General features: G+C 70.5%; 23 protein-coding genes. 11 read left to right on the top strand and 12 right to left on the bottom strand.

Features of this window, described 5'->3' with window-relative positions:
- Positions 1 to 9 precede the first annotated feature (9 nt).
- Complete coding sequence (gene mutL, locus CCZ27_RS03995) at positions 10 to 1,872, top strand: DNA mismatch repair endonuclease MutL (RefSeq protein ID WP_096445781.1); 1,863 nt, start codon at positions 10 to 12, stop codon at positions 1,870 to 1,872.
- Positions 1,873 to 1,952: 80 nt separating this feature from the next.
- On the opposite strand, the gene CCZ27_RS03990 is transcribed toward mutL, so the two are convergent.
- Positions 1,953 to 2,597, bottom strand: a complete 645-nt coding sequence (locus CCZ27_RS03990) for a DUF4124 domain-containing protein (RefSeq protein WP_198363256.1) — start codon at positions 2,595 to 2,597, stop codon at positions 1,953 to 1,955.
- A 263-nt stretch (positions 2,598 to 2,860) separates the two neighbouring features.
- Between CCZ27_RS03990 and CCZ27_RS03985 the strand changes: the two genes are divergently transcribed.
- A complete protein-coding gene (locus tag CCZ27_RS03985) occupies positions 2,861 to 4,510 on the top strand; it encodes an isovaleryl-CoA dehydrogenase (protein ID WP_096445775.1) in 1,650 nt (549 codons plus the stop codon).
- Positions 4,511 to 4,643: 133 nt separating this feature from the next.
- Here the strand turns inward: CCZ27_RS03985 and CCZ27_RS03980 are convergent, their stop codons facing one another.
- Positions 4,644 to 5,561 (bottom strand): DNA ligase, encoded by a 918-nt coding sequence (locus CCZ27_RS03980; RefSeq protein ID WP_096445773.1) that lies wholly within the window; start codon positions 5,559 to 5,561, stop codon positions 4,644 to 4,646.
- 129 nt (positions 5,562 to 5,690) lie between these two features.
- Here CCZ27_RS03980 and miaA point away from each other — a divergent pair, with 129 nt between their 5' ends.
- The 3 genes from miaA to CCZ27_RS03965 all read left to right on the top strand — a co-directional run bounded on the left by miaA (position 5,691) and on the right by CCZ27_RS03965 (position 7,596).
- On the top strand, positions 5,691 to 6,683 hold the full coding sequence (gene miaA, locus CCZ27_RS03975) for a tRNA (adenosine(37)-N6)-dimethylallyltransferase MiaA (protein WP_096452139.1): 993 nt from the start codon (positions 5,691 to 5,693) through the stop codon (positions 6,681 to 6,683).
- A 40-nt stretch (positions 6,684 to 6,723) separates the two neighbouring features.
- Positions 6,724 to 7,269 carry a DUF1415 domain-containing protein gene (locus CCZ27_RS03970; protein ID WP_096445770.1) on the top strand — a complete coding sequence of 182 codons (546 nt, stop codon included), beginning with the start codon at positions 6,724 to 6,726 and terminating at the stop codon, positions 7,267 to 7,269.
- 102 nt (positions 7,270 to 7,371) lie between these two features.
- Entirely contained in the window at positions 7,372 to 7,596 is a 225-nt protein-coding gene (locus tag CCZ27_RS03965; RefSeq protein ID WP_096445767.1) for an HP1242/YdcH family protein, read from the top strand.
- A 102-nt stretch (positions 7,597 to 7,698) separates the two neighbouring features.
- On the opposite strand, the gene CCZ27_RS03960 is transcribed toward CCZ27_RS03965, so the two are convergent.
- The 6 genes from CCZ27_RS03960 to CCZ27_RS03935 all read right to left on the bottom strand — a co-directional run bounded on the left by CCZ27_RS03960 (position 7,699) and on the right by CCZ27_RS03935 (position 14,252).
- Positions 7,699 to 10,770, bottom strand: a complete 3,072-nt coding sequence (locus CCZ27_RS03960; RefSeq protein ID WP_096445764.1) for an efflux RND transporter permease subunit — start codon at positions 10,768 to 10,770, stop codon at positions 7,699 to 7,701.
- 12 nt (positions 10,771 to 10,782) lie between these two features.
- Entirely contained in the window at positions 10,783 to 11,961 is a 1,179-nt protein-coding gene (locus tag CCZ27_RS03955; RefSeq protein WP_096445761.1) for an efflux RND transporter periplasmic adaptor subunit, read from the bottom strand.
- A 159-nt stretch (positions 11,962 to 12,120) separates the two neighbouring features.
- On the bottom strand, positions 12,121 to 12,582 hold the full coding sequence (locus tag CCZ27_RS03950) for a DUF1810 domain-containing protein (RefSeq protein ID WP_096445758.1): 462 nt from the start codon (positions 12,580 to 12,582) through the stop codon (positions 12,121 to 12,123).
- A 165-nt stretch (positions 12,583 to 12,747) separates the two neighbouring features.
- The gene (locus tag CCZ27_RS03945) at positions 12,748 to 13,089 is read right to left on the bottom strand and encodes a zinc ribbon domain-containing protein YjdM (RefSeq protein WP_096445755.1); all 342 of its coding nucleotides are present in this window, start codon (positions 13,087 to 13,089) and stop codon (positions 12,748 to 12,750) included.
- Between the two features lie 172 nt (positions 13,090 to 13,261).
- Positions 13,262 to 13,738, bottom strand: coding sequence for a hypothetical protein (locus CCZ27_RS03940; protein ID WP_096445753.1), 477 nt, complete (start codon positions 13,736 to 13,738; stop codon positions 13,262 to 13,264).
- 67 nt (positions 13,739 to 13,805) lie between these two features.
- Positions 13,806 to 14,252: an SRPBCC family protein gene (locus tag CCZ27_RS03935; RefSeq protein WP_096445750.1), complete on the bottom strand. Its 447-nt coding sequence runs from the start codon at positions 14,250 to 14,252 to the stop codon at positions 13,806 to 13,808.
- Positions 14,253 to 14,421: 169 nt separating this feature from the next.
- On the opposite strand from CCZ27_RS03935, the gene CCZ27_RS03930 reads away from it, so the two are divergent.
- On the top strand, positions 14,422 to 15,123 hold the full coding sequence (locus CCZ27_RS03930; RefSeq protein WP_096445747.1) for an aspartate/glutamate racemase family protein: 702 nt from the start codon (positions 14,422 to 14,424) through the stop codon (positions 15,121 to 15,123).
- A 28-nt stretch (positions 15,124 to 15,151) separates the two neighbouring features.
- Here CCZ27_RS03930 and CCZ27_RS03925 read toward each other — a convergent pair whose 3' ends face one another.
- The 4 genes from CCZ27_RS03925 to purM form a co-directional block, all read right to left on the bottom strand.
- Complete coding sequence (locus CCZ27_RS03925; protein ID WP_096445744.1) at positions 15,152 to 15,523, bottom strand: DUF2784 domain-containing protein; 372 nt, start codon at positions 15,521 to 15,523, stop codon at positions 15,152 to 15,154.
- Between the two features lie 48 nt (positions 15,524 to 15,571).
- Complete coding sequence (locus CCZ27_RS23910; protein WP_198363255.1) at positions 15,572 to 15,733, bottom strand: hypothetical protein; 162 nt, start codon at positions 15,731 to 15,733, stop codon at positions 15,572 to 15,574.
- Between the two features lie 169 nt (positions 15,734 to 15,902).
- Complete coding sequence (locus CCZ27_RS03915; RefSeq protein ID WP_198363254.1) at positions 15,903 to 16,202, bottom strand: nucleotidyltransferase domain-containing protein; 300 nt, start codon at positions 16,200 to 16,202, stop codon at positions 15,903 to 15,905.
- Between the two features lie 8 nt (positions 16,203 to 16,210).
- Positions 16,211 to 17,269 carry a phosphoribosylformylglycinamidine cyclo-ligase gene (purM, locus tag CCZ27_RS03910; protein ID WP_096445741.1) on the bottom strand — a complete coding sequence of 353 codons (1,059 nt, stop codon included), beginning with the start codon at positions 17,267 to 17,269 and terminating at the stop codon, positions 16,211 to 16,213.
- 137 nt (positions 17,270 to 17,406) lie between these two features.
- On the opposite strand from purM, the gene CCZ27_RS03905 reads away from it, so the two are divergent.
- The 5 genes from CCZ27_RS03905 to folK all read left to right on the top strand — a co-directional run bounded on the left by CCZ27_RS03905 (position 17,407) and on the right by folK (position 22,066).
- On the top strand, positions 17,407 to 18,507 hold the full coding sequence (locus tag CCZ27_RS03905; protein ID WP_096445738.1) for an AI-2E family transporter: 1,101 nt from the start codon (positions 17,407 to 17,409) through the stop codon (positions 18,505 to 18,507).
- Positions 18,504 to 19,196: a DnaA regulatory inactivator Hda gene (gene hda / locus CCZ27_RS03900; RefSeq protein WP_096445735.1), complete on the top strand. Its 693-nt coding sequence runs from the start codon at positions 18,504 to 18,506 to the stop codon at positions 19,194 to 19,196. Before CCZ27_RS03905 ends, hda begins: the two co-directional genes overlap by 4 nt.
- A gap of 46 nt (positions 19,197 to 19,242) precedes the next feature.
- Positions 19,243 to 19,908, top strand: coding sequence for a histidinol-phosphatase (locus CCZ27_RS03895; protein ID WP_096445732.1), 666 nt, complete (start codon positions 19,243 to 19,245; stop codon positions 19,906 to 19,908).
- A gap of 285 nt (positions 19,909 to 20,193) precedes the next feature.
- Complete coding sequence (pcnB, locus tag CCZ27_RS03890) at positions 20,194 to 21,561, top strand: polynucleotide adenylyltransferase PcnB (protein WP_096445730.1); 1,368 nt, start codon at positions 20,194 to 20,196, stop codon at positions 21,559 to 21,561.
- Positions 21,562 to 21,571: 10 nt separating this feature from the next.
- The gene (gene folK / locus CCZ27_RS03885) at positions 21,572 to 22,066 is read left to right on the top strand and encodes a 2-amino-4-hydroxy-6-hydroxymethyldihydropteridine diphosphokinase (RefSeq protein ID WP_096445727.1); all 495 of its coding nucleotides are present in this window, start codon (positions 21,572 to 21,574) and stop codon (positions 22,064 to 22,066) included.
- Positions 22,067 to 22,079: the final 13 nt, after the last annotated feature.

The following is a 22,079-nucleotide window of genomic DNA, read 5'->3' as shown; positions in this document are numbered from 1 at the left end:
GCCGCGCCGATGACCGTCATCCACCGCCTGTCAGACCTGCTGATCAACCAGATCGCCGCCGGCGAGGTCGTCGAGCGGCCCGCCTCGGTGCTCAAGGAGGTCCTGGAAAACGCGGTCGATGCCGGCGCTCGTGCGATCGAAGTCCAGCTCGAACAGGGCGGCGTGCGGCGCATCCGCGTCACCGACGACGGCTGCGGCATCGGCCGCGACGATCTCGCGCTCGCGCTCGAACGCCACGCCACCAGCAAGATCGCCAGCCTGGACGACCTCGAGCACGTGGGCACGATGGGCTTCCGCGGCGAGGCGCTGGCGGCGATCGCCGCGGTGGCGCGCACCACGATCACCAGCCGTGCCGACGGCGAGGCGCACGCATGGCGCATCGACGGCAGCGATCGCGCGCTGGCGCCGGCTGCGCTCGGCCAGGGCACCGTGGTCGACGTCGCCGATCTCTATTACAACACCCCGGCGCGGCGCAAGTTCCTGAAGTCCGAGGGCACCGAATACGCGCACTGCGACGAGATGTTCCGCCGCGTCGCACTGGCGCGGCCCGACATCGGCATGCAGTTGTCGCACAACGGCCGGGTGGCGCACCGCCTGCCGCCGGCAGCGCCGTTCGCGCGCATCGGCGCGCTGATGGGCGACGACTTCCTGCAGCACGCGCGCGAAGTGGCCGCCGACGCCGGCATCCTGCGCCTGGCCGGCTTCGCGTCGCTGCCCGCGTACTCGCGCGCCGGCCGCGACGCGCAGTATTTCTTCGTCAATGGCCGTTTCGTGCGCGACAAGCTGCTCGCCCACGCGGTGCGCGAAGCCTACGCCGACATCCTGCACGGCAGCCGCCATCCGGCCTACGTGCTGTTCCTCGAACTCGATCCGGCCGGTGTCGATGTGAACGTGCATCCGGCCAAGATCGAGGTGCGCTTTCGCGAATCGCGCGCGGTGCATCAGTTCGTGTTCCACGCGCTGAGGCGGGTGCTGGCCGAATCGGGCGCCGGCATGGCCGGCGAAGCCACGATGGCCGCGACCGGGCAGCCCGATGCAGCCGCAGCCGGCGACGCGACGCCCGCCCCTTCCGGCGCGCTGCCGGCGGCCCGCTTCAGCACCACGGAAGCGCCCCGCGGCGGCGGTCCGCGCGGCTGGCCGCAGGCCGCACCGCAGCAGGGCCGGCTGGCCATGGAATCGGCGAGCCGCTCGTATTTCGATTTCGCCGCCGGAGCACGCGGCGCGGCTTCCCCCGCCACGGCGGGCGCCGCCGCGCCGTTCGCACCGCAGCCGCTGCCGGCCGGCGACACCGCGCCGCCGCTGGGCTACGCGCTGGCGCAACTGCATGGCATCTACATCCTGGCGCAGAACGCCGCCGGGCTGATCCTGGTGGACATGCACGCCGCGCACGAACGCATCCTGTACGAAAAGCTGAAGACCGTGCTCGACGGCCGGCCGTCGGTGCAGCGGCTACTGATCCCGGCGGTGATCTCCGTCGGCGCGAAGGACATGGCCGCCGCCGAAGAGTGTGCGGACGTGCTCGCCAGCATGGGCTTCGACGTGTCGGCGGCGGGCCCGCAGGAACTGGCGGTGCGCAGCGTGCCGGCCCTGCTCGCCGGCGCGCCGGTGGCCGAACTGGTGCGCAAGCTGCTGGAGGAATTGCGCGAGTTTCCCGCGTCGGAAGTCGTCACCGCCCGGCGCAACGAACTGCTGGCGGCCATGGCCTGCCACGGCGCGGTGCGTGCCAACCGGCAATTGACGCTGCCCGAGATGAACGCGCTGCTGCGCGACATGGAAGCCACCGAGCGTGCGGACCAGTGCAACCACGGCCGGCCGACCTGGACCCAACTGACGATGGCCGACCTCGACCGCTTCTTCATGCGCGGCCAGTAGGCGCCCGCGCGGCCCCTCCCGACACCTCTTCCGCCACGCAGCGCCGCGAGGCATCCCGCGACGGCGCCCTCTGAGCGCGCCTATTCCTGCTGCCCGCGCCGGGGCCGCGAAGGCGGCTGCGGCGACCGCTCCGGGTTGATCGGCAGCACCGGCTTCGGCATGCCGTCTGGGGCCGGCACCCCCTGGCGGGGCGGCCGCGGCGGCGGCGCTTCGCCGTCCGGACGGTGTGGCCGGCCGCCGCGCGGGGGCACCGGAGGAAGGTAGGGCCGCGGCGGCACGACGATGTAGCGCGAGCCGAGGGGGCGGCCTTCCTCGTCGCACGGCTCGCGCAGGCGTTCCTCGCAGTCGGCGCGCGCCTTTTCGCGCGCGCGCCGCGCCTCATCTTCCGTTTCGCGCGCTTCCTCCGCGCGCTCCTCGGCCTCGCGCCGCAATCGCCTCTCGTTTTCCAGCTCCGTCTCCAGGCGCTCGATGCGGCGCGTCGTGCCGGCAGCATCGGGCGGCGGGGCCGCGGGCGCGGGCACCACCGTCAGGCCGCCGCCGTCGATCAGTTCCGCCTTCGTGCCGGGCGGCGGCAGATTGCCGTAGTTGACGCGGCCGTTGCGGTCGACCCAGCGGTAGATCGCATCGGCGGCGCGGGATTCGGCCGCCGCGGCCAGCGCGACCAGCGCGGCCGCCATCGCGGGAAGCACCCTGCCCAGCCCCCGCATCCCTTTCCTGCAACGCATGTCCCGCTCCGCACGAGTCCTTGGTCGAGCCGATGATACTGCCGCGCGCCGCGCGTACGGCGGCCGCGGTTTTTCCCCAGCGGCCGTGAACGAACACCCGGACAAGCTGTGCACAACTGCGGCAAGCCCCTGGGCGCAAAGGCGATTCCGGCGGTGCCTCGGAAATGGGCGGCGTGCTCGATCGGCCGTCGCCGCAGCGCGCATAATTCGCGGATTCCGGCGTTGCACGCCGCCGGCGCATCCGGCGATCAGGAGAGGGCGACATGACGACGACCGACCCCATGAATGCGGTCCTCAACCAGGCGCCGCCGCTCGAGAACTTCAACCGCTACCTCGGCAACCGCCCGCTGCGCGACGCCGTTCTCCGCGAAGGCGCCGGCTGGGCGCACGATGAACTCGCCGAACGCGGCGCCGAACTCGGCAGCGCCGAATGGGTCCGGCGCGGCGAACTCGCCAATGCCAGCCCCCCGCGCCTGCGCGGCCACGACCGCGACGGCCGGCCGGCGGACCGCTTCGAGTTCCACCCCGCATGGCACGAATGCCTCGGCTGGCTGAAGCAGCACGGCCTTGCCGGCGCGGCCTGGACACAGCCGCGGCCGGGCGCCCAGGTCCGGCGCGCGGCGCTGTTCCAGTTGTTCGCCGAGGTGGAAAGCGGCAGCCTGTGCCCGGCCACCATGACCCATGCCGCGGTGCCGGTGCTGGCGCGCGACTTCGGCCTCATCGAGCCCTGGGTCCGCCTGGCGCAGAGCACCCGCCACGACCCCCGCTTTCTGCCGGCGGCGAGCAAGCGCGGCGTGCTGATCGGCATGGGCGTCACCGAGCGCCAGGGCGGCTCCGACGTGCGGGCCAACATATCGCGCGCCGAACCGGCCGGCGATGGCTGGTACAGGCTGACCGGGCACAAGTGGTTCATGTCGGCGACGATGAGCGACGCCTTTCTCGTCACCGCGCAATCCGCCGGGGGCCTGGGCTGCTTCCTGCTGCCGCGCTTCGGGCCCGACGGCGGCCTCAATGCGCTGCACGTCCGCCGCGCCAAGGACAAGCTCGGCGACCGCTCCAACGCCACCGCCGAGGTCGTGTTCGACGGCGCGCTCGCCCGCCTGGTGGGCGAGGAAGGACGCGGCATCGCCACCGTGATGGAGGTAGCCGGCCTGACCCGGCTCGACTGCGCGAACGGCTCCGCCGGGCTGATGCGCGCGGCGCTGTCGCACGCCCTGCACCATGCGCGCCATCGCTCGGCCTTCGGCAAGCCGCTGGTCGCGCAGCCGCTGATGCGCAACGTGCTCGCCGACATGGCGGTGGAACTCGAAGGACATGTCGCCTTCTGCATGGCGGTGGCCGGCTGCATCGACCGGCGCGAGACCAGCGCCGAGGCCGGCACCCTGGCGCGGCTGCTGGTGCCGGCACTGAAGTACTGGGTGTGCGGGCGGACGCCGGCGCTGGTGGCGGAGGCGATGGAGGTGCTGGGCGGCAACGGCTACGTCGAGGACGGCCCCATGCCCCGCCTGTTCCGGCAGTCGCCGCTCAACTCGATCTGGGAAGGCGCCGGCAACATGATGTGCCTGGACGTGCTGCGCGCCTTGCAGCGCGAGCCCGCCTGCCGCGACCTGCTGCTCGACGTGCTGGGCCGCGTGCGCGGCATCCATGCCGGCTACGACCGCCATCTCGATGCGCTGGCCGGCGCGCTGGCGCCGCAGGCCGCCCAGGAAGGCGACGCACGCCGCCTCGCCGGCCGCATCGCCCTGGCCATGGAGGCCGCCCTGCTGCTGGCGGCCGGCAGCCCGGCCGGCGACGCACTGTGCTCGAGCCGGCTGGCGGGCGACGGCTGGCAGGGCTTCGGCACCCTCGCCCGCAACACCGATTTCGCCGCCATCCTCGCCCGCGCCGATCCGGAACGCTCCGATGGGGACTGATCTTTTTTCCCCAGCCGACGTGAACAGCCGCCGGGATAAGCTGTGGAAAAGTGCGGCAAGTCGATGAGCCGGAAGGGCAGCAGGGCGTCGCCTCAATTTTGTGCAATGCGCAACCCCGCGCTGCCGGCGCCCGTCACGGCACCGTGCGCTCGCGCAGGAAGCGGGGAAAGCGCGGCAGCCCCTGCCCGGTGAGTTCGCGGTAGCGGTAGGTGACCTCGGCGCCGATGCGCGGTGGATTGCGCCGGTCGGCGTCGGTGAGGCCCGAACCGATGCGAAAGCGCCGCCCGTCCGCACGCTCCACTTCCAGCGCGCCGACCATGCCGGCGAGCCGCCCCTTGCCCGGAACATGCGCGACGACGCGGGCCTCCGCATCGAGCCAGGGCGTGAGCTTGCGCAGCGCCTCGCCGCGCCCCGGCGCCCACGGCGCATCGGCGCGGTGCAGCATCAGGCCCTCGCCGCCGCCGGCGACGACCATCTCCAGGCGCTGCGCGAGTTCTACCCGGTCGCGGACGCGGAACTGGCGCACCGCCTGCAGCCAGGGCGCGCGGGACTGCGCGCCGGCCACGAGCGCGCCGATGCGCTGCACGCGCTCGGTGAAGGTACCCGGATCGCCGGGCAGGTCGAACACCATGTAGCGCACGCTGCGCCATTGCGCATCGACCGGGGACTCGCGGCGCACGATGCCCGACAGCGCCTCGAAGCGCCCGCGCCCCAGCCACAATTCGCCGTCGAGCGGCCGCGGCGGCAGGGCCGCGACGAACCAGTCCGGCGCCGGGATCGCGAGCCCGCTGCGAAAGCGCAGCCGCCTGCCGTCCCAGTGCGCGCGCACGCCGTCGAGCTTTTCGCTCACCCAGTAGTCCGCCGGGTCGAGCGCATCGTGCCAGCGCTGCGCGAGCATCAGCGCAGGCGGATCTTCCGCGGCAGGGGCGACGGGGACGGCATCGGCGGCCACGGCGGGCACTCCCGCGCCGGGCAGCAGGCCGAGCAGCAGCGCCACGGCAAACGCACACGGACGCAGACGGAGGCGAAGAAGGGATTCGGACTGGGACATCACCGATGGGCTCCGGAGGGAAAGAAAGAATGCAGAATAAATGCATTCATCATCATCCGGAAGTCCTGCCCGCGACCCGGGCCGCCCGCCGCCTTTGCCCCGCATGCCGCGCCGGCGGATAATGCCGCCCTGCCCGCCGCCTGCCCGCAAGACCGTGCCTTCCACCGCCGCCGATACCCGCCTGCCCCCGCCCTGCTGCTGCTCGGCCCCACCGCCAGCGGCAAGACCGCCTGTGCGCTGGCGCTGGCGCAGGAGCTGCCGCTGGAGATCGTCAGCGTCGATTCGGCGCTGGTGTATCGCGACATGGACATCGGCACCGCGAAGCCGACCGCCGGCGAGTTGGCGAGCTGTCCGCACCACCTCATCGACATCGTGTCGCCGGAGCACGCCTATTCCGCCGCCCGCTTTCGCGCCGACGCCATCCGGCTGATGGCCGGGATCACCGCGCGCGGCCGCATCCCGCTGCTGGCCGGCGGCACCATGCTGTACTTCAAGGCGCTGCGCGACGGCCTGTCCGATCTGCCGCCGGCCGATGCCGGGCTTCGCCGCACCATCGACGAGGACGCCGCGGCGCGCGGCTGGCCCGCACTGCACGCCGAACTGGCCGCCCTCGACCCCGCCGCCGCCGCCCGCCTGGAGCCGACGGACGCACAGCGTATCCAGCGCGCGCTCGAGATCGTGCGCGTGACCGGCCGGCCGCTGGCCGACGGCTACGCGCAGAAGGAAGACGATGCGCTGCCCTGCCGCCTGCTGCCGATCGCGCTGGCGCCGTCGGATCGCGGCGTGCTGCACGAGCGCATCGCGCGGCGCTTCGACGCGATGCTCGCCGCGGGCCTGATCGACGAACTGCGCCGGCTGCGGGCCGCCTACCGCCTGGCTCCGGGCCTGCCGTCGATGCGCTGCGTCGGCTACCGGCAAGCCTGGGAATTCCTGGACGGCGATATCGACCACGACACGCTGCGCTTCAAGGGCATCGCCGCCACGCGCCAGCTCGCCAAGCGCCAACTGACCTGGCAGCGCCAGTTCCGCGAAACCTGGCCGGATCTGGTCGAACTCGACTGCCTGCGCGCCGACCTGCCGGCGGCGGTGCGCGACTCGGCGCTGCGGCTGCTCGCGGCCTGACACGACACCTTTCCGACATCACGCCCGAGGAAACCACTCCATGGACGAACAGATCATCGACGACGTGCGCACCTGGCTGGACGAAGTCGTCATCGGCCTCGACCTGTGCCCCTTCGCCGCCCGGCCGCGCGCCGAAAACCGCGTGCGCATCGCAGTGAGCCATGCCAGGAGCGAGGAAGCGCTGCTCGACGACCTGCAGCGCGAACTCGAACGCCTCGCCGACACGCCGGCGGACGAACTCGAGACCACCCTGCTGGCCATCCCCGACATGCTGGAGGACTTCGCCGACTACAACGACTTCCTCGACGCGGTGGACATCTGGCTCGAACAGTTCGGCTGGGAAGGCGAACTGCAGGTGGCGAGCTTCCATCCGCACTACCAGTTCGCCGACACCGGACCCGACGACGCCGGCAACCTCACCAACCGCTCGCCGTGGCCGCTGCTGCACATCATCCGCGAGGAAAGCCTGGAGAAGGCGATCGAGCACTTTCCCGACGTCGACGGCATCCCGGAGCGCAACATCAGGCGCATGGAAGCGCTGAACGCCGACGAACGGCGCCGCCTGTTCCCCTACCTGTTCGGCTGAAAGCGGGCAGTCCGCGGCTGGCATGCGCGCACGGCGAGGAGTAGAGTCGGGGCAAAGGCTCCGGTTCCGGTTTGTCCATGACCCTGCCGCAGGAGTGTGCCTATGTTCCCTGAGTACCGCGACCTGATCACCCAGCTCAAGACCAGCGACCGCCATTTCGTGCAGTTGTTCGACAAGCACAACGATCTCGACCAGCGCATCAAGAACGTCGAGTCGCACATCGAGCATGCGACGCACGAGGAAGTCGAGATCATGAAGAAGGAAAAGCTGCTGCTGAAGGACCAGATCTACTCGATCCTGAGGAAATCGGACACGGCGGCGCAGTAAGGTCGAAAGCGACACGGCCGCACGGTCGGAACGAGGCCCCGCAGGCGGAACACTCCGGCCTGCGGGGCCTCGTTTCTCGTATGCCGGTGCCTGCCGCCGCGGTCAGGCCGAAGCCTGCGCGGGCGCCGCGGAAACCGCCTCGCGTTCGCGCCGCGCCAGCAGCGTATAGACCGTCGGCACCACGAACAGCGTGAAGAAGGTGCCCAGCAGCAGTCCGCCGACGATGACCCAGCCGATCTGCTGCCGGCTCTCGGCCCCCGCGCCGGTGGCCAGCGCGAGCGGGATCGCGCCCAGCACCATCGCGCCGGTAGTCATCAGGATGGGGCGCAGGCGCAGCACCGCGGCCTCCACCACCGATTCGCGCAGCGCGCCGCCGGCATCCCGCAGCTGGTTGGCGAATTCCACGATCAGGATGCCGTGCTTGGTGATCAGGCCCACCAGCGTCACCAGGCCGATCTGGCTATACACGTTGAGCGTGCCGCCGGCCAGCAGCAGCGCGAGCAGCGCGCCGGTGATCGACAGCGGCACCGTCAGCATGATGATGAACGGGTCGCGGAAGCTCTCGAACTGCGCCGCCAGCACCAGGTAGATGAAGGCCAGCGCCAGCACGAAGGCCAGCGCCAGGCTCGACGAACTGGTCTTGAACTCGCGCGACTGGCCGTCGTAGTCGGTGCCGTAGCCCGCCGGCAGGATGCGCGCCGAAGTGTCTTCCATCCACTTCAGCGCCTCGCCCATGGCGTAGCCCGGTGCCAGGTTGGCCGAGATCGTCACCGCGCGGCGCTGGCCGAAATGGTTCAGTTCGCGCGGGGCGACCGACTCGTGCACCTTCACCAGGCTGGCGAGCGGCACCATCTGGCCGCTCTTGGAGCGGACGAAGATGTCGCGGATGTCGCGCGGGCCGGCGCGGCTGTCGGCCGCCACCTGCACGATCACGTCGTACTGCTCGGCATCCTGCTTGTAGCGCGTCACCTGGCGGCCGCCGAGCATGGTCTCGAGCGTGCGCCCGATCACATCCACCGGCACGCCGAGGTCGGCCGCGCGGTCGCGGTCCACATCCACCGCCAGTTCGGGCAGCGTCAGCTTGAGATCGGTGTCGGGCGACAGGAAGCCGGGATTGCGCCGCATCTCGTCGAGCATCAGCTCGGTGTAGCGCTCGAGTTCGTCGTACGACTCCGAGGTGGTGACGACGAAGCCCACCGGCCGCGAGCGCGGGCTCTGGCCGAAGGATGCCGGCTGCACGGGATAGGCGTTCACCCCCGGGATCGCGCGCAGCTTGGGCTGCAGCTCGGCGGCGATCTCGCCGGCCTTGCGGTGGCGCGCCTTCCAGTCGGTGAAGCCGACGAACGAGACCCCCTGCGAGACCGTCGGATTGCCGGCGATCACCAGGTAGCGGTCGACCTCGGGCAGCGCGGCATAGATCTCCTCGATCTCCTTCGCGTAGCGCCCGAGGTAGTCGATCGTCGCCCCCTCCGGCCCGCTGAAGATGCCGATGACCCGGCCGCGGTCTTCCAGCGGCGCCAGTTCGGACTTGAGCTGGCCGAGCAGGATCACCGAACTGCCGGCCACCACGGCAAAAGCCAGCATCACCAGCCAGCGTGCGTTGAGCGAGCGCAGCAGCACACGGCGGTAACCCTCGGTCATCCACGTCAGGAAGCGCTCGATGCCGTTGTAGATGGGGCCGTGCCTGGGCTCGTGGCGCAGCAGCTTGGAGCACATCATCGGCGACAGCGTCAGCGCGACGAAGCCCGACACGATCACCGCCCCGGCCAGCGTCAGCGCGAACTCGGTGAACAGCTTGCCGGTGCGCCCGGTCATGAAGGCCACCGGCGCATACACCGCGGCCAGCGTGATCGTCATCGCCATCACCGCGAAGCCGATCTCCTTCGCCCCCTTGAACGCGGCCGCCAGCGGCGCCATGCCTTCCTCGACGTGGCGGTAGATGTTCTCCAGCACCACGATCGCGTCATCCACGACGAGGCCGATCGCCAGCACCAGCGCGAGCAGCGTCAGCGTGTTGATGGAAAAGCCGAACACCAGCATCAGCGTGAACGCGCCCACCAGCGACACCGGGATGGTCACCAGCGGCACCAGCATCGCGCGCCAGTTGCGCAGGAAGAACAGGCACACCACCGCGACGAGGATCACCGCTTCCCAGATCGTCGAGAACACCGCCGCGATCGAGCGGTCGATGAACACCGTGGTGTCGTTGGCGATCGCCATCGTCATGCCGTCGGGCAGTTCGGACTGCAGCCGCGGCATCATCTCGTCGAGCGCGCGCTTGACGTCGAGCGGGTTGGCGGTGGATTGCTTGATGAGGCCGATCGACACCGCCGGCCTGCCCATGAAGCGCGCCGCAGTGCGTTCGCTCTGCGCCGCCACCTCGACGCGGCCGATGTCGCGGATGCGCACCGGATAGCCGTCGGGCGTGGCCGGCTGGCGCACCACCACCGCCTCGAAGGCCGCCGGCTGGGCCAGGTCGGTGCGCGCCACCACCGCGAACTCGCGCTTCTCGCTCTCGATGCGGCCGGCGGGCAGTTCCACGTTCTGGCGCCGGATCGCATCCTCCACGTCCTGCGCGGTGAGGCCGAAGGCGGCGAGGCGGTCGCGGTCGAGCCAGATGCGCATCGAATAGCGCCGCTCGCCGTACAGCCGGGCGTCGGCGGCGCCCGGCAGCGTCTGCATGCGCGGCTTGACGATGCGGTTGGCGAAATCGCTGATCTCCAGCGGCGTATGGCGGTCGGACGAGAACGCCACCCAGATGATGGGGTTGGCGTCGGCCTCGACCTTGGCGATCACCGGCTCGTCGATGTCGTCGGGCAGGCGCCGGCGCACCCGCGACACGCGGTCGCGCACGTCGGCCGCCGCGCTGTCGGCGCTGCGCTCGATGCGAAAGCGCACGGTGATCTGGCTGCGCTCCTGCCGGCTGATCGACGACAGCACGTCCACGCCCTCGATGCCGGCAAGCGAATCCTCCAGCGGCTTGGTCACCTGCGATTCGACGATCTCGGCGCTGGCGCCGGTATAGGTCGTGTCCACCGTCACCACCGGCTCGTCGATGTTCGGATACTCGCGCACCGCCAGGCGCGAGAACGACATCAGGCCGACCAGCAGCACCAGCAGCGACAGCACGGTGGCGAACACCGGGCGCTTGATGCAGATTTCCGACAGCACCATGGCCGCACTCCTTCAGCGCGCAGACGTCGCGATCGCCGCCGCGGCAGGCGCGGCGCCGGCGACGGCCGCACCATCCGCCCCCTTCCCCGCCCCCCTCTGCGCCACCTCGACCGGCGCGCCGTCGCGCAGCTTGAGCTGGCCGGCCGTCACCACCAGGGCGCCCGGCGACAGGCCATCGACGATCTCGACCATCGCATCGCGCCGCACGCCGGTCTTCACCTCGGCCCGCTGCGCCTTGCCGTCGACCACCCGGTACACGAACTGCACGTTGCCCGGCGCCGGCACCAGGGCCTCTTCCGGCACCACCATCACGCTCGTCCGCTGCGCGAGGATCAGCCGCACGCGCACGAACACGCCCGGGCGCAACCGGCCCTTGGGATTGTCCAGGTGCGCGCGCAGGGCGATCGCGCGGCCCTGCGCATCCACCAGCGGGTTGATCGCATCGACGGTGGCGGCAAAGGTTTCTCCCGGCAGCACGTCGCTGGCCACCTCCAGCGTCTGGCCCGGGCGGATGCGCTCCAGGTAAAGCTCGGGCAGGCGGAAATCGACCTTCAGCGTCGCGATGTCTTCGATGTTCACCAGCGCGTCGCCATCCTTCACGAAGTCGCCCGGACTCACGTCGCGGATGCCGACCACGCCCGCGAACGGCGCGCGGATCTGGGTGCGCTCGAGGCGCGCCTGCGCCAGCGCGGAAGTCGCGCGTGCGACCTCGAGCTGCGAGCGCGCGGTATCGAGGCTGCTCTGGCTGACGAACTTGCGCGCGAACAGATCCTCGGCGCGGCGGCTGTTGGCCTCCGCCAGCTTCAGGTTGGCCTGCGCCTGCTGCAGCTCTGCGCGCTGCACCGCGGCATCGAGTTCCACCAGGACGTCGCCCTTCCTCACCGCGGCGCCCTCGCGAAAGCGGATCGCCGAGATGCGCCCCGCCACTTCCGGGCGCAGCACGACGGATTCGTTCGACACCAGCGAACCCACCGCGGTGACGTCGTCCGCCAGCGGCCGCAGCTCGACCGCGCGCACCTCGACCAGCACCGGCCCGCCCTGCACCGCCTGCCCTGCCGCCGGCGAGCCGCCGCCGGCTGCGTTCGGCGGCGGCTCGCCGGCGGGCGGCCGGTTCGCATACCAGGCATAGGCGCCCAGACCGGCCAGGCCGATCAGGCTGACGACGATGACGAAACGGCGACTCGAGAACATGAAAAGCTCAGTGGCTGCGGCGGGGTGGATGGGGATCGGGACCGTGCGGGGCTGCCCTGCGGCCGCCCGCGCGAAAAATGCTGCAGTGTAAGGACAAAGGCGCCCGCTGTCCGGTTCCGGCGCGCCGACGACCGGATCGGACGGCGTCCGGCCCGCGCCTCAACCGCCCGCCAGGCCGATGAGGCGCAGCGTCCTGTCGTCCCGGCCGCCGCCGTAGTAGCGCGCCAGCACCGCGGCGAAGACGGGGTCGGCATCGGGCAGCGCGGCGAACAGCGTCATCGACGACTTCAGCTTGAGCACGTCGGGGTAGCCGAGGATCTCTTCCGCCGAACGCCCCTGCACCTGCAGCAGGGCCTGCGCGCAGGCCACCAGGCGGGGACCCAGCAGCGGATGCCGCAGATACGCCTGCGCTTCGGCAAGGCTGCGGATCGCGTAGCGCATCGTCGTCGGGCTGATGCCCAGCCCCGCGACCTGCGGAAACACGAACCACATCCAGTGCGAGCGCTTGCGGCCGGCCTTCAGCTCGGCCAGAGCCTGTTCATGGACGCCCTGCTGCGCGTCGACGAAGCGGCGCAGCTCGAACCGGTCCTCGTCAGCGCCGGAGTCCGATGGATGCGTCATCGCCTTTCTCCCGCCCCTTGCGCCGGTTGCCCGGCGCCACCGCAGTCCGCCCGGCGTCGCGCAAGGAGAGCAGCGCACCGCGAACGCCTTTGCACCGCCCTCCCGCAGCACCCGGCCGGCCGAAGCGACATCCCGCGCCGGTCGGCGCGCCGGTGCCTGGGGACGTCAGTTCTTCTTCACGAACTCCGATTTCAGCTTCATCGCGCCGATGCCGTCGATCTTGCAGTCGATGTCGTGATCGCCATCGACCAGGCGGATGTTCTTCACCTTGGTGCCGACCTTCACCACCAGCGACGAACCCTTGACCTTCAGGTCCTTGATCACGGTGACGGTGTCGCCGTCCTGCAGCACGTTGCCGTTGGCGTCGCGGAACACCTTCGCCGCTTCGCCGGAATCCTCCGCCGCGGCGCGGGGCCACTCGTGCGCGCACTCGGGACAGACGTAGGACTCGCCGTCCTCGTAGGTGTATTCGGAATTGCATTGCGGACACTTGGGCAGACTGCTCATCGGACTTCCTTGTCGTTTTCGGAGTGGGATCGCGCACCGCCGGCGCGCTGCGCGCCCGCCGCGGTCGGCGGCGGGCAAAGATACAACGCCGGCGGCCGTTCTCCCAATCGCGCGCCTCGGGACATGGCGCGCCCCGGACCAGGCGCGGGAACCGCGGCCGCAGGCGCGCGCCTCATTCCCCGCTTCGCGCCACCGCCCACAGCGCCAGCGCGCCGAAGCCGATCAACAGCACCCATTTCGCCGCCGAACAGCCGGCCGACGCCAGATACACGTCCGGCACGCCGAAGCGCGGCATCCCGGTCAGCCACCAGTGGAACGCATTCTCCGCCGCATCGAAGAGCGCCGCCAGCGGCAGGCAGTATTGCGCGAACGCCCTGGCCGGCGCCGGCAACGGCGCGAACAGCCGCGTCCGCGTCGCCAGCAGCCAGCCGAAGGCACCGTACGCCAGCAGCAGGGCGCAATCGACCGGGAGATGCCAGCGGTACCGCGCCAGGCACGCCGACGGCCAGACGTGGATGATTTCGCCGAAGCGCCGGGGCGTCCAGGCGAACTGCAGCGCCAGCACACCGGGTTCGAGCGGCGCGAGAAGCCAGGCCGTGGCAGCGAACAGGGCCAGCGCGAGCAGGCCGCAGATCCACACCGCCCGCATGCGCGCGTCCGGCCGGAAGCGTCGGCGAGAAGGGACGACGGTGGCGACGGGACGATCCCTCGTGCCGCTACTCGCGGATCTCGGCCTCGACGAGCTTGGCGAGCAGCACGAGCGACTCCTGCCAGCCGAGATAGCACCCTTCCACCGGAATGACCTCGGGAATGCCCTCCTGGACCACGCCCAGCTCCGTGCCGCAGGACACCGCCCTCAGCGACACCGTGGTCCTCATCGTGCCGGGAAGGTTCGGATCGTCGAACGTGTCCGTGTAGCAGATCCGCTCGTCCGGGACGAGTTCGAGATACTCGCCGCCGAACGCATGGCTCTGCCCGGTGGTGAAATTGGTGAAAGACATCCTGAACGTGCCGCCGACCCGTACGTCCATGTGCTGGACGTTGCAGGTGAAGCCGTTCGGCGGCAGCCACTTGGCCGTCGCCTCCGCATTCAGGAAGGCGCGATAGACCCGTTCCGCAGGCGCCCGCAGAACACGATGAAGACGGACGGTACCTGTTGCCATGGTGCATCTCCTCCTTTTGCCCGCAGGGCTCGCGACCGGCGCGATCGTCCGGTCCGGCCCTCCATGTCCGCAATGTAGCCGGCAGTGGCCGCGGGCGCCAATCGCGGCATGTCACACATGGAGCGCATAATGCCCGCCGCGCCATTCTCCCGCGGGAGCATCGACAGACGTGAAGACCATCGGCCTCATCGGCGGCATGAGCTGGGAATCCACCGTGCCTTACTATCGCCAGATCAACGAGGCGGTCAAGGCGCGGCTCGGCGGCCTGCATTCGGCCCGTCTCGTGCTCTATAGCGTGGATTTCGCCGAGATCGAGCGCCTGCAGCATGCCGGCGACTGGGACGCGGCCGGTGCGCTGCTCGCCGGCGCCGCGCAGTCGCTGCAGCGCGCCGGAGCCGACTTCCTCGTGCTGTGCACCAACACCATGCACAAGGTGGCGCCCCACATCGAAGCCGCGACCGCGATCCCCCTGCTCCACATCGCCGATCCGACGGCCGCCGCCATCCGCGCCGCGGGCTTCGATCGCGTCGGCCTGCTCGGCACCCGCTTCACGATGGAACAGGATTTCTACCGCGGCCGGCTCGCCGGGCGGCACGGCATCGACGTGCTGATCCCGGACGCCGCCGACCGCGACCTCGTGCATCGCGTGATCTACGAGGAACTCTGCCTCGGCGTGCTGAACGAGGCTTCGCGCGAAGCCTACCGCGGCGTGATGGCCCGGCTGACCGAGCGCGGCGCGCAGGCCATCATCCTCGGCTGCACCGAGATCTCGCTGCTGGTCGGGCAGCAGGACGCGGGCGTGCCGCTGTTCGACACCACCGCACTGCACGCCGGCGCGGCGGCGGAAGCGGCGCTGGATTCCGCCGGGTAAGGAAGCGCGCCGCGGACCCGGACGATCACTACGGCCGCCTGCCCGCGGCACGGCGCAGCACCAGCGCATACACCGCCAGGTTGACGCCCACGACCACGGCGGCGAGCACGAACTGGATCTCGTGCGTCAGCCCCGCCGGATAGATCAGCGCCAGCAGGTAGTGCTCGACGAATCCGCCCTCGTAGCCGGCCTGCCCCGCCGCCGCGCGCAGGCGGTTCTCCAGCGGCGTGAGCGGGCAGATGCCGCCGCTGAGTTCGATGTAGATGCCCCATGCCGCCGCGGGCAGATGCACGAGCGGCGCCCGACGCCAGCGCAGCGCGAGCAGCCCGCCCAGCAGCACGAAGAGAATGAAGGCGAGATGCAGCAGCAGGACGGCATCGGCGGCGAGTCGGCAGGACAGGATGCGCCTCCCGGACGAATGGCGGCCAAGGGCGGTAGCGCCGGCGCCTCAGCGGGCATCCTCGCCGAGGCGGGCTTCCACCTCGGTCACGAGACGTTGCGCCGTAGTGACGAGTTGAGGCACGAAATCATGGCCGGCCTCGAGAGCATCCCTCAGCACGGCCGGCTCCTCGATGTATTCATGCACCATTTGGTTGCGCAGTTGCCGCATCGACAGCCACGCATCGGCCGATGGCAGCCAGCCCAGCCTCTCCGCACGGTCGAGATTGTCGATAACAGACGCCGGTCGGTCGTCTCGAGGTGGAAGATCTCCTTGCCCACCACCCGGAGCAGAAAGCGCAGCCGTTCGACCGCGGCGTCTCGCGGCGACAATGATTCGGTCAAAGCAGCACTCCTTCCTGCATGGCGATCCGATGGATCGGCTGCTCGGCCAGGTTCGGCGCGCGCAGCACCACATCCACCTTGCGGCCGGCAAACACGCGCATCGCCCGGGCCGCGATCATCGCGCCGAGCACCGCCGGCCGTTCCACCGGCAGCGGCACATCGACCAGCAAGTCGACGTCTCCACCCCGGGCTTCGTCGTCGAGGCGCGACCCGAACAGGCGCACGCTGCTGCCCGCCGGCGCAAGTTCCGCGACGAGCGCGCGGATCGCTGCGGCCTGCTCCGGGGCGATCCGCATCGCAAGCCTCAGCCGACGGTGGTCTGCGCCTCGCCGTCCTGGCGGGCGTCGATGCGGCCGATGCGATGGACCGTTTCGCCCGCGGCGGCGAGCCTGGCGGCGGCGGCTTCGGCATCCCCGGCCGACACCACCACGGCCATGCCGATGCCGCAGTTGAACACGCGGTACATCTCCTGCATATCGACGTTGCCTTCCCGCTGCAGCCACTGGAACAGCGGCGGCAGCGTCCAGGCGCCGGCGTCGATGCGGGCGGTGAGTTCGTCGCGCAGGATGCGCGGCACGTTTTCGGTGATGCCGCCGCCGGTGATGTGGGCCATGCCCTTCACCACGCCCGGCATCGCCTGCATCAGCCCGAGCATGGACTTGACGTAGATGCGGGTGGGCTCCATGACCACGTCGCGCAGCCTGCGGCCGTGGAAGTCGGCGTCGAGGTCGGGTCGGGCGACGTCGATGATCTTGCGGATCAGCGAGTAGCCGTTGGAATGCGCGCCGCTGGAGGCCAGGCCCAGCACCACGTCGCCCGGCACGATGCGGCTGCCGTCGATGATGTCGGCCTTTTCCACCGCGCCGACGGCGAAGCCGGCGAGGTCGTATTCGCCCGCCGGGTACATGCCGGGCATCTCGGCGGTCTCGCCGCCGATCAGCGCGCAGCCGGCCAGTTCGCAGCCCTGCGCGATGCCCTTGACCACGTCGGCGGCGGTATCGACGTCGAGCTTGCCGCAGGCGAAGTAGTCGAGGAAGAACAGCGGCTCGGCGCCCTGCACCAGGATGTCGTTGACGCTCATCGCGACGAGGTCCTGGCCGACGGTGTCGTGCGTGTCCAACTGGAAGGCGAGCTTGAGCTTGGTGCCGACGCCGTCGGTGCCCGACACCAGCACCGGCTCCCTGTACTTCTTCGACAGCGCGAACAGCGCGCCGAAGCCGCCGATGCCGCCCAGCACCTCGGGGCGCATGGTGCGCCTGGCGAACGGCTTGATGCGGTCGACCAGGGCATCGCCGGCGTCGATGTCCACACCGGCGTCACGGTACGACAGGGAGGCTTTGTTGGAAGGGGTGGATGCGCTCAAGATCGTTCCTCTGGGCTTGCGGGATGCGGGCGGGCCTCCAGGCGGCAGCGCGAGCTTGAGGCCGCAACGCCAAGTGGCTACATTTACGGGTCTTGCGGGCAGTCTGCGCCCGCACCAAGCCCGCGATTTTACTAGAAATGACCTCCCCCCGCGCCGACCGTCTGCAAACCTTCGCCTGGGCCGGCGCCGGCCTGGCGCTGGTCGCGCTGCTGTGGACGCTCGGTCCCATCCTCGCCCCTTTCGTGATCGCCTCGGTGTTCGCCTACATCTGCGACCCGGCGGTGAACTGGATGGTGGCGCGCCGCGTGCCGCGCGCCCTGGCGGTGCTGCTGGTCATCGTCGGGCTGGGCCTGCTGCTGGTGTCGCTGGCCCTGATCCTGGTGCCGATGGTGTATCGCGAGGGCGTGATGCTGGTGCGCCGCCTGCCCGACCTGGTCGAGATGTTCAACGCGCAGGTGTCGCCGCTGCTGCAGGCGCGGCTGGGCATCGACCTGCAGCTCGATGCCGCGCAGTTCCGCCAGTTGATCGCCGACAACTGGACCAATGCGCAGGACCTCGTGCCCATCGTGCTGGGCCACCTGAAGACCGGCGGCCTGGCCCTGATCGGCCTGGCCGCCAACCTGTTCCTGATCCCGCTGGTGATGTTCTACCTGCTGCAGGAATGGCCGCGCATCCTCGCCGAGCTGCAGCGCATCGTGCCGCGGCCGTGGCTGGATGGAACGATGCGCGTCATCAACGACATCGACCGCGTGATGTCGGAATTCCTGCGCGGGCAGTTGTCGGTGATGCTGCTGCTGGCGGTCTTCTACAGCGTCGGCCTGTGGATTGCCGGGCTCAACTTCGCTCTGCCGGTGGGCGTGCTGACCGGCCTCCTGGTGTTCATCCCCTATGTGGGCTTCGGCGGCGGGCTGATCCTCGCCATCCTCGCCGCGCTGCTGCAGGGCGGCGGCTGGCCGCCGCTCATCGGCGTCGCAGTCGTCTACAGCCTGGGCCAGTTGGTGGAGAGCTTCATGCTGACGCCCTACCTGGTGGGCGAGCGCATCGGCCTGCATCCGCTGGCGGTGATCTTCGCGCTGATGGCCTTCGGCCAGTTGTTCGGCTTCGTCGGCGTGCTGGTGGCGCTGCCGGTGAGCGCGGCGCTGCTGGTGGGCCTGCGCGAGGTGCGCGACGCCTGGTTCGCCAGCCCGGTCTACCGGGGCGAGAAACCGGTGATCGCGCATCCGTCGGACGAGGCATGAAGCAGCTCGTCCTCGACATCCGCCCCGACGCGCCGCCGACGCTGGACAACTTCGTGGCCGGCGCCAATGCGGAGCTGGTGGCCGCGCTCGCACTGCTGGCCGACCGCGCCACCGCGGCGCAACTGCCCGCCCGCCATCTCTACCTGTGGGGCGCGCCCGGCAGCGGCCGCAGCCACCTGCTGCGCGCCACCGTGGCGATGGCGCGCGACGGCGGCCGGCCGACGCAGGTGCTGTCCGCGGCCGACATCGACGACGCCCTGCCCGAGACCATGGATGCGCTGGTGGCGATCGACGACATCGACCGGCTCGGCACCGACGCCCAGGTCGCCCTCTTCAACGCCTTCAACCGCGCACGCGGCAACGGCCAGTCGCTGCTGCTTTCCGGCCCCTGCCCGCCGCTCGGCCTGACGGTGCGCGAGGATCTGCGCACCCGCATCGGCCAGAGCCTGATCTACGAGGTGCAGCCGCTGGACGATGGCTCGCGCGCCGCCATCCTCGCCGCGCTGGCCGAGCGCCGCGGCCTGCGGCTGGCCGACGAGGTGGTCGATTTCCTGCTGCGCCACGGCCGCCGCGACCTCTCCAGCCTGCTCGCGACGCTCGACGCGCTCGACGCCGCGTCGCTGGAACGCAAGCGCCCCGTCACCCTGCCGCTGCTGCGCGAGATGATGCAGCAGGGCCTGGCCATCTGAGCGCCCGCCCCATCGTTTCGATAGACCTTGCACGGAAACCCTCGACGTGAATCTCGTACTGTTCGACCTCGACAACACCCTGCTCGCCGGCGACTCCGACTTCGAGTGGGCGCAATTCCTGATCCGCAAGGGCGTACTCGACCGCGAACTGCAGGAAGCGAAGAACGTGCGGTTCTACGAACAGTACAAGGCCGGCACGCTCGACATCTTCGAATTCCTGGATTTCCAGCTCGCCCCGCTGGCACGCCACCCGCGCGCGCAGCTCGACGCCTGGCACCGCGAGTTCGTGCAGACCGCGATCCGCCCGATGATCACCGCCAAGGCGCGCACGCTGGTGCGCCAGCACCTGGACGGCGGCGCCCTGGTCGCGGTGGTGACCGCCACCAACAGCTTCGTGACCGGCCCCATCGTGCTGGGCGAACTCGGCATCCCGCACCTGGTGGCGACCATCCCCGCGCAGGAAGGCGGCGCCTTCACCGGCAAGCCGCGCGGCATGCCGGCCTTCAGGGCCGGCAAGATCGAGCGCGTGGACAACTGGCTGGAATCACTCGGCCTGCACTGGGGCAGCTTCGCGCGCACGTGGTTCTACTCCGATTCGCACAACGACCTGCCGCTGATGTCGCGCGTGTCCGACCCGGTCGCGGTCGACCCCGACGACACGCTGCGCACGCACGCCGAGCAAGCCGGCTGGCCGGTGATCTCGCTGCGCTGACAGAAGCAGTCGCAGGTTTTCCGGCCGCCGGAATCGCGCGACACGGCAGGTCTGGTGGCGGGGGATGCGTGGAGCGGGCGAGGACTGTCCGAGCCCCGAGCGCAGCGAGGGCGAGTTCCGCAGCCCGCGGAACGCATCCCCCGCCACCAGGCCGGATTCCACACACGCATGCGATCGACGCACGCAACGCATGCAATCGCCGTTGGCCGCGCCGACGCGGCAGCCCCGTGTCCGGCGGGCGATCGGTTATCATTCCCGGCTTACGCCAGAACGTCTTCTCTTCCGATGATCCGCAAGCTGCTGCGCAAGGTGTTCAACCGCCGTGCGCAACCCGTCCGCCACGAACCCGCCCTCATTCCCGTCGAACGCCATCACATCCGCCGCGAGCAACTGTCGCCCGCCGCGCGCAAGGTGTGTACGGCACTGCAGGAGAAAGGCCACAAGGCGTACGTCGTCGGCGGCGCGGTGCGCGACCTGCTGATCGGCCATCCGCCCAAGGACTACGACGTCGCCACCAGCGCCACGCCCGAAGAGGTGCGCGCGCTGTTCCGCCGCTCGCGCATCATCGGCCGCCGCTTCAAGATCGTGCATGTGCTGAGCGGACCGGAAACCATCGAGGTCTCCACCTTCCGCGCCAGCCAGGATGCCAACAACGCCGACACCGACGAACACGGCCGCGTGCTGCGCGACAACGTCTATGGCAGCCAGGAAGAAGACGCCACGCGGCGCGACTTCACCGTCAATGCGCTGTACTACGATCCGACCACCGAGACCATCGTCGACTACCACCACGGCGTCGCCGACGTCCGGCAGAAGACGCTGCGCATGATCGGCGACCCGCGCACGCGCTACCGCGAAGACCCGGTGCGCATGCTGCGCGCCGTCCGCCTGGCGGCCAAGCTCGGGCTGGAAATCGATCCGGCGGCGCGCCACCCCATCCGCGACATGGGCGTGCTGCTGGAAAACGTGCCGGCCGCGCGCCTGTTCGACGAAATGCTGAAGCTGCTGTTCTCGGGCTATTCGCTCAAATGCCTGCAGCAGTTGCGCGAAGAGGGCCTGCACCGCGGCCTGCTGCCGCTGCTCGACGTGATCCTCGAACAGCCGCTGGGCAAGCGCTTCGTCACGCTGGCACTGGAGAACACCGACGAGCGCGTGCGCCAGGACAAGCCGGTCTCGCCCGGCTTCCTGTTCGCCACGCTGCTGTGGCACGAAGTGCTGGCCGCCTGGGAAAGGAAGACGGCCGCCGGCGGGCACAGCCAGCCGGCGCTGTTCGAGGCGATGGACGAGGTGCTCGACATGCAGGCGGGCAAGCTCGCCATCACGCGGCGCATCGCCGGCGACATCAAGGACATCTGGGCGCTGCAGCCGCGCTTCGACAGGCGCACCGGCAGGATGCCCTACCGCCTCATCGAGCAGCCGCGCTTTCGCGCCGGGTGGGACTTCCTGCGCCTGCGCGCGCAGGCGGGCGAGATTCCGATGGAGATCCCCGACTGGTGGGACCGCTTCGCCCATGCCGGCCACGACGAACGCGACGAGCTGATCCGCCAGGCGCCGGCCGAAGCCGCACCGGCGAGGAAACGCCGGCGCAGGAAGCGCAAGCCGGCCGACGCCGGCATCGCACAGGGCGGCGAGGCCGGGGCCGAAGCAGCGTAAGGGCAGTCCGGTGAGCACGCAGGCGCGGGTCCGCGCCTACATCGCCTTCGGCGCCAACCTCGGCGACCCCGCCGCGGCGTTCCGCCTCGCCGTCGAGCGCCTCGCCGCGCTGCCCCGGACACGGATCGCCGCGCAGTCTTCGCTGTACCGCAGCGCACCGGTCGGCGTGGCGGGCGACCACCCGGACTACATCAACGCGGTGATCGCCCTGGACACCGGCCTGACGCCGCAGGCGCTGCTCGCGGCCCTGCTCGCCATCGAGCACGAAGGCGGCCGCACGCGCCCCGCCCGCCTCGCGCCGCGCACGATGGATCTCGACCTGCTGCTGCACGGCGACGCGGTCATCGACGAACCCGGGCTGGTGGTGCCGCATCCGCGCATGCACGAGCGCGCCTTCGTACTGCAGCCGCTCGCGGAGATCGCCGCCGATACGGTCATCCCCGGCCACGGCGCGGTGCTCGCGCTGCTCGCCGGCGTCGGCGACCAGAACGTCGTCCGGCTCTGAACACTTTCCGCAG

This window comes from Thauera sp. K11 (genome assembly GCF_002354895.1).
Taxonomy (GTDB): Bacteria; Pseudomonadota; Gammaproteobacteria; order Burkholderiales; family Rhodocyclaceae; genus Thauera; species Thauera sinica.
This window is presented reverse-complemented; position numbering and strand designations above follow the sequence as displayed.